This window comes from Streptomyces sp. NBC_00414 (genome assembly GCF_036038375.1).
GTDB lineage: Bacteria > Actinomycetota > Actinomycetes > Streptomycetales > Streptomycetaceae > Streptomyces.
This window is the reverse complement of the sequence record NZ_CP107935.1, coordinates 6,899,802-6,912,278: the sequence shown is the minus strand read 5'-3', so window position 1 is coordinate 6,912,278 and position 12,477 is coordinate 6,899,802. Positions and strand designations below refer to the sequence as shown.

Here is a 12,477-nt window from a genome sequence, read left to right as displayed (position 1 = left end):
ACAGCCAACCGTCACGCCCCCACAAACCCCAACCCCCCAGGGGCGCGGGGAACGGCGCAATCTTTTGCCCTTAGGGGCGCGGGGAACGGCGCGATCAGCCCCCGCCGACCCGCACCCGACAACAAGCCAGGGCGCAGCCCGCCTTTCAGGGGCGCGGGGAACGGCGCACGCAGGCACGGACGCCCGTCACCCCACCCGCAGACCTCAGCCACCCCCCGCCGTCAGCCCCGCGGGGAACCGCGCAACCGCCAGCGCGTGGAGCTGCTCCAAGCGCCCCCGCGACTCCTCGTCCGCCGGCGCGTACGTGACCATCCGCGGCCCCTCCCCCGGCCCCAGCCAAAGATCGGTATGCACCAGCGTCATCCGCCCCACATACCGGTTGTCGAAGAACTTCGTCTTGCTGCGCGACCGGACCACCTCGTGCCGCTCCCACACCGCACGGAACTCCTCCGACTCCGCGCACAGCCGCTTGAGCAGCATCTTCCAGGCCGGATCGGCGAGATGCCCGGCCATCGAGGCCCGGAACTTCGCCGCCATCAGCCGCACCGTCTCTTCGAGCAGCACGATCGAGGACCGCCACTGCTCGTTCGTGGTGATGAGGAGCATGCAGTTGCGGTCCTCCGGCGGCACGTCGTCGAGGTCGCACAGCAGCAGACCGTACGTGCGGTTGTACGCGAGGACGTCGTACCGGCTGTTCTGGATGCAGGCCGGCAGCGGTTCCAGCTGCTCCAGCGTCTGCAGCAGCGCCGGAGTGATCGTCGGGCAGCGCGAGGCCGGGGTGGGATCGACGGCTCCGGCCAGCTGGAAGAGATGGGCCCGCTCGTTCGAGTCGAGCATCAGGGTGCGGGCGAGCGCGTCGAGGACCTGCACGGAGACCTGGATGTCCCGGGCCTGTTCGAGCCACGTGTACCAGGTGACGCCGACCGCGGAGAGCTGCGCGACCTCCTCCCGGCGCAGACCGGGGGTGCGGCGGCGGCTGCCCCGGGGCAGCCCCACCTGCTCGGGCGTGATGTGCTCACGCCGATGCCGCAGGAAGGCGGCGAGCTCGTGCCGCCGGATCTCCGGCTCCCCCGGCCCGCCCGTCACCCCGGTGGCCGCGCCCGCCGTCACCCCCGTGCCCCCGCCCGGCACCGGCATCGTCTTCTCGGCCATGGTCGTCATGTCTCCAGCCTGCCGCCCCGCGGCCCCTGTCACGGACCCTGTTGCCGGGTACTCCTTCTACCAGGATAAGGAGACTCTGGTACCAGTCTGCGAGCAGGCGCAGGATCGACCGCGTGACCGAAATCCTCGCCCCTCGCACCGCCCGTTCCGTGGCCGCTCCACCCGTGCTCGGCACTCTCGGGCTGTTCACCGTGCTGCTCGGCGCCGCCCTGCCCCTCATCGACTTCTTCATCGTGAACGTCGCCCTGCCCACGATCGGCCACGACCTGGCCGCGGGCGACGCCGTCCTGGAACTCGTCGTCGCCGGATACGGGGTCGCGTACGCCGTGCTCCTCGTCCTCGGCGGACGGCTCGGCGACATGTTCGGCCGGCGCCGGCTCTTCCTCGGCGGGATGGCGGCCTTCGGGCTGACCTCGCTGGCCTGCGGTCTGGCACCGACGGCGTGGACCCTCGTCGCGGCGCGCGTCGCCCAGGGCGCGGCGTCCGCGGCGATGCTCCCGCAGGTCCTCGCCACCATCCAGTCGGCGACCCAGGGCCCGCGCCGCGCCAAGGCGATGGGCCTGTACGGCGCCACGGCCGGGCTCTCCATGGTGGCCGGGCAGATACTCGGCGGCGTCCTGGTCGCGGCCGACATCGCGGGCACCGGCTGGCGCGCGGTCTTCCTGGTGAACGTACCGGTCGTGCTGCTGGGCCTGGTCCTGGCCGCCAGAGCCGTCCCCGAGACGCGCTCGCAGCACCCGCAGCCGGTGGACGTCCCCGGCACGGTACTGCTGGCCGTGGCCCTGGTGTCCCTGCTCGCCCCGCTGACCGAGGGCCGGGCGGCGGGCTGGCCCCTGTGGACGTGGCTGTCCCTGGCCCTGTTCCCGGTCGCCGCGACGGCCTTCTACCGGGTCGAACGCCGGATGGAACGCCGGGGCCGCACCCCGCTGGTCCCGCCGAGCCTCTTCACCAACGTGCCCCTGCGCCGCGGCCTGATCATGATCGTCCCCTTCTCCATCGGCTTCAGCGGCTTCATGTTCGTCATCGCGGTGGCGCTCCAGGAGGGGGTCGGCCTGAGCCCGGTCCGCGCGGGCCTCACCCTCGTACCGATGGCGTTGTCCTTCTTCGTGGCCTCGCTCCTGGGCGCCCGGCTGGTGGCCCGCTGGGGTACGCGTGTGGTGACCGCGGGCGGCCTGCTGCAGGCGGTCGGCGTGAGCGTCCTCGCGCTCACGGTGTGGGGCTCCTGGCCCCACCTCGGCGGCGGTGCGCGGCTCTGGCCGGGCCTGATCGTCGCGGGCGCCGGGCAGGCCCTCCAGCTGCCCGTCCTCTTCCGCGTCATCCTCTCCGAGGTCCCCGCCGCCCGCGCCGGGGTGGGCGGCGGAGTCATGATCACCGCCCAGCAGTCCGCCCTGGCCCTGGGCGTGGCCACCCTCGGCACCCTGTTCCTCACCCTGGTCCCGGGCCAGGGCATGGGCGACGCCCTGGCCACGACCCTGCTGGTCCAGCTGGCCGCCGTCGTCCTGACGACGGGACTGAGCCTGCGGCTGCCCCGCGAGATCGCCTGAACCACCCCTGAGGGCGGCTGGTCAGCTGGGGAACATCCCGGCGGTCGCGTTGACCCAGGTTCCGGTGAGGCCGGCCGCCGCGTCGGAGGCGAGGAAGGTCGCCAGGGCCGCGATGTCCGCGATGCGGGGCGAGCGCTTCGTCATCCGCATGCTGTCGAGGTGCGCGCGGATGCCCTGCACGGCGGCCTCGTCCGGGACGGGCGCACCGGCCGCGGTGAGCTTCTCGGGAGTGAGGGTGTCGACCACGCCCGCGGTCCAGATGCCGACGGCACGGACGCCCGCCGGACCGGCCTCCTGGGCGACCTGCCGGATCAGCGCGTCGATCGCGCCGTCGGCCGCGCCGGTACCGCCCAGCATCGGACTGCCGTTGTGGGACCCGCTGTTGAGGGCGAGGATCACCCCCGACCCCTGGGCGGTCATCCGGCGCGCGGCGGCCCGCACGGTGATGAACTGGCAGGTGATGCCCCGGGTGATCGGCCGGGTGTAGTCCTCCACCGACATCTCGGTCAGGGGTACGCCCTGGAAGTCCCCGCGCGGCACCAGGTTGAGCGAGACGTCGATCCGTCCGGCCCGCTCGGCCACCGAGGCGGCGTGCGCCTCGACGGCCTCCTCGTCACCGGCGTCGAGCACGTCGTACTCGGCACCGGTCTCCGCGGCGGCCTCCCGCAGCGTCTTCTCGGTCCGGCCGACGAGGAACACCCTCGCGCCCGCCTCCGTGTACGCCTTCGCGACTCCCGCGCCGAGGGAACCGGCTCCGCCGTAGACGACCGCGACCTTGTTCTTCAGCAGCATGACCGGTGACTCCTCGGTGTGGTGTGGGGCGCGATGTGCGCCCGTCCCCCTTATGACGTGCCCGCCGCAGAAACTCATCGCTCCCACCGTCACCCGTGCGGCCCGTGCGGCTCTCAGAGGGTCACGGGCAGTCCGAACGCCTCGAAGAGATGGGGTTCGAAGGCGGTGATCCGGGCGATCCGCCCTTCCTCGCTCGGGCGCCCGCAGATCTGACACTTCCCTGCCATGCCCACACGCTAGTACCGCGGCAGATCCTTCACCAAGAGCCCCACAATGCGCAGAATGCGCACAGAACTCACCGCGCACGGCCCCCCGTTGATGTTGTTCTTGTTGCACACTCCTAAGCGCGCGCAAGCTGAGCGCGACCACCAGGAGGCGTCATGCTGCAGATCAACACCAGCAAAGTGAGCCGCTGGGACCAACACGGCCGCGAGCACGTCGTACGAGTACAGCGCACGGGCATGCAGCGGACGATCAGATGCGACACGTGCGGCTGGCGGAAGCCGGCCCAGTTCCTGCCCTGGCTGAAGGCCGAGGAGCACCTCACGGAGGCCCACCAGGCAACAGTGAACCCCAGCTGACCCCAAAAAGATTGCGCCGTTCCCCGCGCCCCTGATCGGGGGCGCGGGGAACGGCGCAATCTTTTGCCTTTAAGGGGCGCGGGGAACTGCGCGACTAGCAGCCGATGAGCCTGCTGGCCAGGTAGCCCTCGATCTGGTCGAGGGACACCCGCTCCTGCTTCATCGTGTCCCGCTCACGAACGGTGACCGCGTTGTCGTCGAGCGTGTCGAAGTCGACGGTCACACAGAACGGCGTACCGATCTCGTCCTGGCGGCGGTAACGACGGCCGATCGCACCGGCGTCATCGAAGTCGATGTTCCAGTTCTGCCGCAGAGCGGTCGCGAGACCCTTCGCCTTCGGGGACAGCTCGGGGTTGCGGGACAGCGGCAGCACCGCGACCTTCACCGGCGCGAGCCGCGGGTCGAGCCGCAGAACCGTCCGCTTCTCCATCTTGCCCTTGGCGTTGGGTGCCTCGTCCTCGACGTAGGCGTCCAGGAGGAACGCCAGCATCGCGCGGCCGACACCGGCCGCGGGCTCGATGACGTACGGGGTCCAGCGCTCGCCGGCCTCCTGGTCGAAGTAGGACAGGTCCTGGCCGGAGGCCTTGGAGTGCGCGGACAGGTCGTAGTCCGTGCGGTTGGCGACGCCCTCCAGCTCACCCCACTCGTTGCCGCCGAACTGGAAGCGGTACTCGATGTCGGCGGTGCGCTTGGAGTAGTGCGAGAGCTTCTCGGCCGGGTGGTCGTACCAGCGCATGTTCTCCTCACGGAGGCCCAGGCCGGTGTACCAGTTCCAGCGCTCCTGCATCCAGAACTCCTGCCACTTCTCGTCCTCGCCCGGCTTGACGAAGAACTCCATCTCCATCTGCTCGAACTCGCGGGTCCGGAAGATGAAGTTGCCGGGCGTGATCTCGTTGCGGAAGGACTTGCCCATCTGCGCGATGCCGAACGGCGGCTTCTTGCGCGAAGTCTGCTGGACCTGGGCGAAGTTGGTGAAGATGCCCTGCGCGGTCTCGGGGCGCAGGTAGGCGACGGAGCCGCTGTCCTGCGTGGGGCCGAGGTGCGTGGAGAGCAGGCCGGAGAACTGCTTGGGCTCGGTGAACGTGCCCTTGTTGCCGCAGTTGGGGCAATTGAGGTCGGCGAGGCCGTTCTCCGGAAGGCGGTTGTGCTTGGCCTCGTAGGCCTCTTCCAAGTGGTCGGCGCGGTACCGCTTGTGACACGAGGTGCACTCGGTGAGCGGGTCGGAGAACGTGGCGACGTGACCGGAGGCCACCCAGACCTCGGTCGCCAGGATCACGGACGAGTCGATACCGACGACGTCCTCGCGCGACGTCACCATGTAGCGCCACCACTGACGCTTGATGTTCTCCTTGAGCTCGACACCCAGCGGCCCGTAGTCCCAGGCGGCTCGCTGGCCGCCGTAGATCTCACTGCACGGATAGACGAAGCCACGGCGCTTGCTCAGGCTGACGATGGTGTCGATCTTGTCGGCGGCCACGGTGCTCTCTTCATTACGACGACGGGCGTTGAAGCGGATTGCTTCACAGCGATTGCTTCAGAGCGAATGCTTCAGATTACCGGCGGCCCCGCCCCTCGGATCAAATCGGTTGGGGTCCCGGCCGGACACCGGCCGTCCGCTCACCGTCACAGCCCTCGCATACCGGGATGAAGTCCAGATCACAGGACAGCTTATTGACAATCGTTTCCATGCCAGCTGAAAATGAGTGTCATGAACGTACGACGACGCCACATATCCGCCACCGTGATCGCGGCGGCCACCGCCCTCACGCTCGGCTCCCTCTCCGCCTGCTCGTCCGACTCCAGCGCGGCCGACAGCAGCGGGAAGCTCGACGTCGTGGCGTCGTTCTACCCCCTGCAGTTCCTCGCCGAGGAGATAGGCGGGAGCCACGTCAGCGTGAGCACCCTGACCGAGCCCGGTCAGGAGCCGCACGACCTGGAGATCAGCGCCAAGCAGACCGCGCAGCTCCAGGAGTCGGACGTGGCTCTCTACCTGAAGGACCTCCAGCCCTCCGTCGACGAGGCGATAGGCCAGTCCGAGGTGAGGACGAAGATCGACGCGGCCACGCTCACCGACCTGGAGAAGCACGGCAACGAGGTCGGCGGCCACGCGGCCGAGCACGACGACGAGCACGGCCACGAGGACGAGGAAGGTTCCGGCCTCGACCCGCACATCTGGCTCGACCCCGTGAAGTACGCGGAGGTCGCCGAGGGTGTGGGCAAGGCCTTCGAGAAGGCCGACCCGGACAACGCGGCGACGTACAAGAAGAACACCGCGGCCCTGGTGAAGAAGCTGGACGGGCTCGACACCCGCTTCGAGGACGGCCTCAAGGACACGAGGACCAAGGTCTTCATCACCACGCACGCCGCCTTCGGCTACCTCGCCGAGCGCTACGGCCTCACCGAGGAGGCCATCAACGGCCTGGACCCGGAGAGCGAGCCCAGCGCCAACCGCGTCAAGGACCTTGAGAAGATGGCGAAGGCCGACGGCGTCTCCACCGTCTTCTACGAGACGCTCGTCAGCGACAAGACCGCCAAGACCATCGCCGCGGACGCGAACCTGAAGACTGATGTGCTCGACCCGATCGAGGGCATCACGAAGAAGTCCAGGGGCGACGACTACATCCAGGTCATGGACGCCAACCTCAAGGCGCTGCAGACGGCCCTGGGCGCCAAGTGACCGTGAAATGACAGCATCATGAGCAGCACGATCAGCCTTCGGAGGACGTCGGCATGACGAACGAGCCCGACACACCGACCGCCACCCCGCGCCCGCCTGTCATCTCCCTGCGCGGTGTGACGGCCGAACTCGGCTCGCGCCCCGTCCTGCGCGGCATCGACCTCACCGTGCACCGCGGTGAGGTCGTCGCGCTGCTCGGCGCCAACGGCTCCGGCAAGTCGACCGCCATCCGCACGATCATCGGCCAGGTCCCGGTCACGGCCGGCGAGATCGAGCTGTTCGGCACGCCCCGGCGCCGCTTCCGCGACTGGGCGCGCGTGGGCTACGTACCGCAGCGCACGACCGCGGCCGGCGGCGTACCCGCCACGGTGACCGAGGTGGTGTCCTCCGGGCGGCTGTCCCGCGCCCGTTTCGGCGTCCTGCGCAAGTCCGACCGCGAGGCCGTACGGCACGCCCTGGAGCTGGTGGGCCTCGCCGACCGCGCCAGGGACTCCGTGGACGCCCTCTCCGGCGGCCAGCACCAGCGCGTCCTCATCGCCCGCGCGCTGGCCTCCGTACCCGAACTGCTGATCATGGACGAGCCGATGGCGGGCGTGGACCTGGCGAGCCAGGAAGTGCTCGCGGCGACCTTGCGGGAGCAGGTCGCGGCGGGCACCTCCGTCCTTCTCGTCCTGCACGAGCTGGGCCCGCTGGAGCCTTTGATCGACCGCGCGGTCGTGCTGCGCGACGGCTGCGTCCTGCACGACGGCCCGCCCCCGCGCGCGCTCGGCCAGCACGCGCTGCCCGGCCACGACCACGTACACCCCCACGCGGCTCACGACGCCGAACCGATCCGGACGGGACTGCTGAGCTGATCGCCATGAACCTCGAAATCCTCGATTACGCCTTCATGCAGCGGGCCCTGCTCGCGGCCGTCCTCGTCGGCATCACCGCGCCCGCCGTCGGCATCTACCTCGTCCAGCGCCGCCAGGCCCTGCTGGGCGACGGCATCGGCCACGTGGCGATGACGGGCGTCGGCCTCGGTTTTCTCCTCTCCTGGTCTCCGGTGTGGATGGCGACGGCCGTCTCCGTGGTCGGCGCGGTCCTGATGGAACTGATCCGCTGGTACGGGAGGACGCGCGGCGACATCGCGCTCGCGATGCTCTTCTACGGGGGCATGGCGGGCGGTGTGATGTTCATCAACCTCGCGCCCGGCGGCTCCAACGCCAACCTGACCTCGTACCTCTTCGGCTCGCTCTCCACGGTCTCCGAGTCGGACGTGACGGCGATCTGTCTCCTGGCGGCCTTCGTCGTCCTGGTGACGGTCGGGCTGCGCAGGCAGTTGTTCGCGGTCAGCCAGGACGAGGAGTTCGCGCGGGTGACGGGGCTGCCCGTACGCGCCCTCAACCTGCTCACGGCGATCACGGCCGCCGTCACCGTCACGGTCGCCATGCGGGTCGTCGGCCTGCTGCTGGTCTCCGCCCTGATGGTCGTCCCGGTGGCCGCCGCGCAGCAGCTCAGCCGCAGTTTCGCCGCCACGTTCGCGATCTCGGTGGCGATCGGCGTCAGCGTGACGATCGGCGGCACGGTGACCTCGTACTACCAGGACGTACCGCCCGGCGCGACGATCGTGCTGCTCACGATCGGCGCGTTCATGCTGCTCACGGTGGCGGCGACACCGCTGGCCAGGCGCAGGGCGCGGGCCGCCGCGCTGGTCGCGGCGCGGGAGGCCGGGGACCCGGCGGAGTGTGCCATTCCCGGCACGCGCACACCGACCGGCAAGGTCGGCGTCTGACCGCGCCCAGCTCGGGCTGGCACAATGGCCCGGCAAGCCGCAGACGTTTGGAGGCAACGGTGACGACCGCTGGACCGCCCGTTCGGGGCCGTTCCACCCGGCAGCGTGCCGCCGTGGCGGCGGCGCTCGACGAGGTGGACGAGTTCCGTAGTGCGCAGGACCTGCACGACATGCTCAAGCACAAGGGCGATTCCGTCGGGCTCACCACGGTGTACCGCACGCTGCAGTCGCTCGCGGACGCGGGTGAGGTGGATGTGCTGCGCACGTCCGACGGTGAGTCGGTGTACCGCCGCTGTGCGAGCGGGGACCATCACCATCACCTGGTGTGCCGGGTGTGCGGCAAGGCCGTGGAGGTGGAGGGACCGGCCGTGGAGAAGTGGGCCGAGGCCATCGCCGCGGAGCACGGCTACGTGAACGTCGCCCACACGGTGGAGATCTTCGGCACCTGCGCGGACTGCGCGTCCCACAACCAGCCGTAGAAAGCACCGGCCCACCACCTGCGGCCCAGTGGTGGCGCGCCCAAAAGATTGCGCCGTTCCCCGCGCCCCTGAAAAGGGGCGCGGGGAACGGCGCAGGCTGGGCGTCAGCTGGGGTCCGGGCGGCCCCTCATGTCCGCTTCCATGGCGAGGAGGTCCTCGTTGGGGACCGCGCCGCCGAAGCGACGGTCCCGCGACGCGTACTCCACACATGCCCGCCAAAGATCACGCCGATCGAAGTCCGGCCACAGGACATCCTGGAAGACCATCTCCGCGTAACTGGACTGCCAGATCAGGTAATTGGACGTCCGCTGCTCGCCGCTGGGGCGAAGGAACAGGTCCACATCAGGCATGTCCGGGTAGTACAAGTACTTCTGGATCGTCTTCTCATTGACCTTGTCGGGGTCAAGCTTCCCGGCGGCAACATCAGCGGCCAGCGCTTTCGCCGCGTCGGCGAGCTCCGCCCGCCCGCCGTAATTCACGCAGAAGTACAAGGTCATCGCGTCGTTGTCCTGCGTCTGCTCCTGCGCGACCTGGAGCTCCTGCACGACGGACTTCCACAGCTTGGGCATCCGCCCGACCCACCGGATCCGGATGCCGAGGTCGTTCATCTCGTCGCGCCGGCGCCGGATGACGTCCTTGTTGAAGTTCATCAGGAAGCGGACCTCCTCGGGCGACCGCTTCCAGTTCTCCGTGGAGAAGGCGTACAGGGAGAGGTTCTTGACGCCCAGCTCCAGGCAGCCCTTCAGGACGTCCATGACGACGCCCTCACCGACCCGGTGCCCCTCGGTGCGCGGCAGCCCGCGCTCCTTGGCCCAGCGCCCGTTCCCGTCCATCACGCACGCCACGTGGTTCGGGATCAGCTCGCCGGGGAGCTTGGGCGCGCGGGCACCGGACGGGTGCGGTTCCGGCGTCTTGTACTCGCGGCGCTGGCGCCCCAGGATCCCGCGTACCACCATCTGCTTCTCGTCTCCTCAGGTCTCGTACAGCAAGTAGGGCAGGTTGTCGGCTCAGGTGCTTTTCTCGACGTACCGCAGGGAGCGCAGGCCGCGCTCCAGGTGCCAGTGCAGGTAGGCCGACACCAGGCCGCTGCCCTCCCTGACGTACCGCGGCTCGCACGCGTCCGCGAGCGCCCAGTCCCCCGTCAGCAGCGCGCTGAGCAGTTCGAGGGCCCCCGCCGAGGGTACGACGCTGCCGGGCACCCGGCAGTCGACGCAGACGGAACCTCCCGCGGCGACCGAGAAGAAGCGATTCGGTCCGGGCATCCCGCATTTCGCGCAGTCGTCGAAGCTGGGCGCGTACCCGTTCACGGCGAGTGAGCGCAGCAGGAAGGCGTCGAGGATGAGGTGCGGCTCGTGCTCGCCCTGGGCGAGGGTGCGCAGCCCGCCCACGAGCAGCAGGTACTGCTGGACGGCGGGCTCGCCCTCGTGATCCGTGAACCGCTCGGCCGTCTCCAGCATGGCCGTCCCGGCGGTGTAGCGGGCGTAGTCGGTGACGATCCCGCCGCCGTACGGGGAGATCGTCTCGCTCTGCGTGCACAGGGGCAGCCCGCGCCCGATCAGCTCGCTGCCCCGTGCGAAGAACTGCACGTCGACGTGCGAGAACGGTTCGAGCCGCGCCCCGAACTTGGACTTGGTCCGGCGCACCCCCCGGGCCACGGCCCGTACGCGCCCGTGACCGCGAGTGAGCAACGTGATGATCCGGTCCGCCTCACCCAGCTTCTGGGTGCGCAGCACGATGCCGTCGTCGCGGAACAGGCTCATGGCTCCATTCTCGCGTACGGGGCCGGCGGCTGTGGCCGGGGTCCGGTCAAGGGACCTCGCCGCGGCTTCGTGCGTTGGCGTACGCGGTCGCCGCGCTCAGCCGCTCCGACACGGTGGCTCCCCGGACGGTGTCCGGTGCGCAGTCCCACTCCTTGCCGCCGCCGTACGGCCTGAGCTGTACGTACGGACCCTCGTGGCCCATCACCATGCCCACCCGCCCGGTCCTCGTGTCGACGACGTACGTCCCGACGTTCGGCTTCATCGGAGCACCGCCGCGAGCCGGGCCGCCGTCTCGACGGAACACCGGCCGAGTTCCACGAGCGGACATGGTGCCTCTCGCGCCAAAGTTGCCGGGTCGATCCGGAGTGTCGGCAGCTTAATTCCTGCGGCTGCGAGTGCTTCGCGCAATTCTTTCACCGTTTCCTCCGCTTGTTCGACGCAGGCAGTCGAGTGCCGTGCGTCGTGTCCGTGGCGGGCAGACCTCACGGGTGTTCCCCTTCCCTTTCGGGTTCTACTCTTTCCATCTCCACGGTGACGCTTGCCGCTTAGACTTTGGAAGACCTCTAGGCTCAGCAACGTCGGTGCACTACAGGGGGGGTTTGGCCATGGCCAACGGTTCGCGGCAGGCGGCTTGGGAGTTCTTCGGAACAGAGCTGAAGAGACGCCGGGAGGATGCGGGCTTAACCCAGGCGGAGCTGGGTTATCGCGTTTTTGTGTCGGGCGGCTACATTGGGCAATTCGAACAGGCAATTCGGAAGCCACAGTTGGATGTGGCGTCCCGAATCGACGAGGTCCTACAAACCGCCGGCTTTTTCGAGCGAACATGGCGAAAGCTGATCGATGACCGGCGGTACGCCGACTATTTCGCCGACGTGGTCGAGCTGGAGCGCACGGCGACGAAGATCTGCGAGTTCGCGCCGACGCTAGTGCCGGGGTTGCTCCAGACGGCCGCGTACACGCGCGCGGTGACACTGGCCGGTAATCCGTTCGCCACCGACGCCCACATCGACGACAAGGTCGCCGCCCGCGTCGAGCGCGCGCAGATTCTGGCCGCGACTCCACAGCCCGAGTATTGGGTGATTCTGCACGAGCACGTGCTGCGCATCCCGGTCGGCGGCAGCGCCGAGATGGCCGCCCAGTTGGAACACATCTCGGGGCTCGCGGAACAACGCAAGGTGCTGATGCAGGTGCTGCCCACCGCAGTCGGGGCATACCCGTTGATGGGCCGGATGGTCCGGCTCTTCGAGTTCGAGGACGCACCGCCAACCGCCTATACAGAGGCCGTGTATTCGGGCAGCCTGCTGGACGACCCGGCCCTGGTGAAGCGCGTACAAGGGACATACGATCTGCTCAGGGCCGCCGCGCTGCCGCCGGAGGCGTCCCTGGCCTTCATCACATCGGTGGCTGAGGACTACAGACGATGCGCGAGTTCGACCTGACCCACGCTCACTGGCGCAAGAGCAGCTACAGCGACGACAACGGCGGCGACTGCGTCGAGGTCGCATACGACTTCGTAGGCGACGCCCGCTGGCGCAAGAGCACCCACAGCGGCGGCGACGGCGGCGAGGACTGCGTCGAGGTAGCCGACGGAGTCCCCGGCATCATCCCCGTGCGGGACAGCAAGGTCGTCGCGGGACCCGTCCTCCTCATCGGGCCCCGCGCCTGGGCGGAGTTCATCGGCACCGTGGCGACGTAACGCTCCGGCCCCC

General features: G+C 69.4%; 15 protein-coding genes. 8 read left to right on the top strand and 7 right to left on the bottom strand.

All coding sequences use genetic code 11. The features are described 5' to 3' along the window. Positions 1-204: 204 nt before the first annotated feature. The gene (locus OHS59_RS30055) at positions 205-1,161 is read right to left on the bottom strand and encodes a helix-turn-helix transcriptional regulator (RefSeq protein ID WP_328496470.1); all 957 of its coding nucleotides are present in this window, start codon (positions 1,159-1,161) and stop codon (positions 205-207) included. 113 nt (positions 1,162-1,274) lie between these two features. Here OHS59_RS30055 and OHS59_RS30050 point away from each other — a divergent pair, with 113 nt between their 5' ends. Further along, positions 1,275-2,705 (top strand): MFS transporter, encoded by a 1,431-nt coding sequence (locus OHS59_RS30050; RefSeq protein ID WP_328496469.1) that lies wholly within the window; start codon positions 1,275-1,277, stop codon positions 2,703-2,705. Positions 2,706-2,726: 21 nt separating this feature from the next. Here OHS59_RS30050 and OHS59_RS30045 read toward each other — a convergent pair whose 3' ends face one another. Further along, on the bottom strand, positions 2,727-3,497 hold the full coding sequence (locus OHS59_RS30045) for an SDR family NAD(P)-dependent oxidoreductase (protein ID WP_328496468.1): 771 nt from the start codon (positions 3,495-3,497) through the stop codon (positions 2,727-2,729). Positions 3,498-3,877: 380 nt separating this feature from the next. On the opposite strand from OHS59_RS30045, the gene OHS59_RS30040 reads away from it, so the two are divergent. Then, complete coding sequence (locus OHS59_RS30040) at positions 3,878-4,078, top strand: hypothetical protein (RefSeq protein ID WP_328496467.1); 201 nt, start codon at positions 3,878-3,880, stop codon at positions 4,076-4,078. A gap of 94 nt (positions 4,079-4,172) precedes the next feature. On the opposite strand, the gene OHS59_RS30035 is transcribed toward OHS59_RS30040, so the two are convergent. After that, positions 4,173-5,555, bottom strand: a complete 1,383-nt coding sequence (locus OHS59_RS30035) for a glycine--tRNA ligase (protein WP_189775878.1) — start codon at positions 5,553-5,555, stop codon at positions 4,173-4,175. A 231-nt stretch (positions 5,556-5,786) separates the two neighbouring features. Here OHS59_RS30035 and OHS59_RS30030 point away from each other — a divergent pair, with 231 nt between their 5' ends. From OHS59_RS30030 to OHS59_RS30015, 4 genes are read left to right on the top strand one after another with little or no spacing between them, the layout of a single operon-like run. Then, complete coding sequence (locus tag OHS59_RS30030) at positions 5,787-6,755, top strand: metal ABC transporter solute-binding protein, Zn/Mn family (protein WP_328496466.1); 969 nt, start codon at positions 5,787-5,789, stop codon at positions 6,753-6,755. Between the two features lie 53 nt (positions 6,756-6,808). After that, the gene (locus OHS59_RS30025) at positions 6,809-7,609 is read left to right on the top strand and encodes a metal ABC transporter ATP-binding protein (protein WP_328496465.1); all 801 of its coding nucleotides are present in this window, start codon (positions 6,809-6,811) and stop codon (positions 7,607-7,609) included. 5 nt (positions 7,610-7,614) lie between these two features. Then, a complete protein-coding gene (locus OHS59_RS30020) occupies positions 7,615-8,529 on the top strand; it encodes a metal ABC transporter permease (RefSeq protein WP_328496464.1) in 915 nt (304 codons plus the stop codon). A gap of 59 nt (positions 8,530-8,588) precedes the next feature. Then, positions 8,589-9,008 (top strand): Fur family transcriptional regulator, encoded by a 420-nt coding sequence (locus OHS59_RS30015; RefSeq protein WP_328496463.1) that lies wholly within the window; start codon positions 8,589-8,591, stop codon positions 9,006-9,008. 104 nt (positions 9,009-9,112) lie between these two features. Here OHS59_RS30015 and OHS59_RS30010 read toward each other — a convergent pair whose 3' ends face one another. Genes OHS59_RS30010 through OHS59_RS29995 form a run of 4 tightly spaced genes read right to left on the bottom strand, consistent with a single transcriptional unit; the run spans position 9,113 to position 11,254 of the window. Next, positions 9,113-9,964 carry an isoprenyl transferase gene (locus OHS59_RS30010; protein WP_189775883.1) on the bottom strand — a complete coding sequence of 284 codons (852 nt, stop codon included), beginning with the start codon at positions 9,962-9,964 and terminating at the stop codon, positions 9,113-9,115. Between the two features lie 51 nt (positions 9,965-10,015). After that, the gene (recO, locus tag OHS59_RS30005) at positions 10,016-10,768 is read right to left on the bottom strand and encodes a DNA repair protein RecO (protein WP_328496462.1); all 753 of its coding nucleotides are present in this window, start codon (positions 10,766-10,768) and stop codon (positions 10,016-10,018) included. Positions 10,769-10,814: 46 nt separating this feature from the next. Continuing rightward, complete coding sequence (locus OHS59_RS30000) at positions 10,815-11,030, bottom strand: hypothetical protein (RefSeq protein ID WP_328496461.1); 216 nt, start codon at positions 11,028-11,030, stop codon at positions 10,815-10,817. Then, positions 11,027-11,254 carry a hypothetical protein gene (locus OHS59_RS29995; RefSeq protein ID WP_328496460.1) on the bottom strand — a complete coding sequence of 76 codons (228 nt, stop codon included), beginning with the start codon at positions 11,252-11,254 and terminating at the stop codon, positions 11,027-11,029. The genes OHS59_RS30000 and OHS59_RS29995 overlap by 4 nt, the downstream gene beginning before the upstream one ends. 119 nt (positions 11,255-11,373) lie before the next feature. Between OHS59_RS29995 and OHS59_RS29990 the strand changes: the two genes are divergently transcribed. Next, positions 11,374-12,207 (top strand): helix-turn-helix domain-containing protein, encoded by an 834-nt coding sequence (locus OHS59_RS29990; RefSeq protein ID WP_328499417.1) that lies wholly within the window; start codon positions 11,374-11,376, stop codon positions 12,205-12,207. Next, positions 12,189-12,464 (top strand): DUF397 domain-containing protein, encoded by a 276-nt coding sequence (locus OHS59_RS29985; RefSeq protein WP_328496459.1) that lies wholly within the window; start codon positions 12,189-12,191, stop codon positions 12,462-12,464. The genes OHS59_RS29990 and OHS59_RS29985 overlap by 19 nt, the downstream gene beginning before the upstream one ends. Positions 12,465-12,477: the final 13 nt, after the last annotated feature.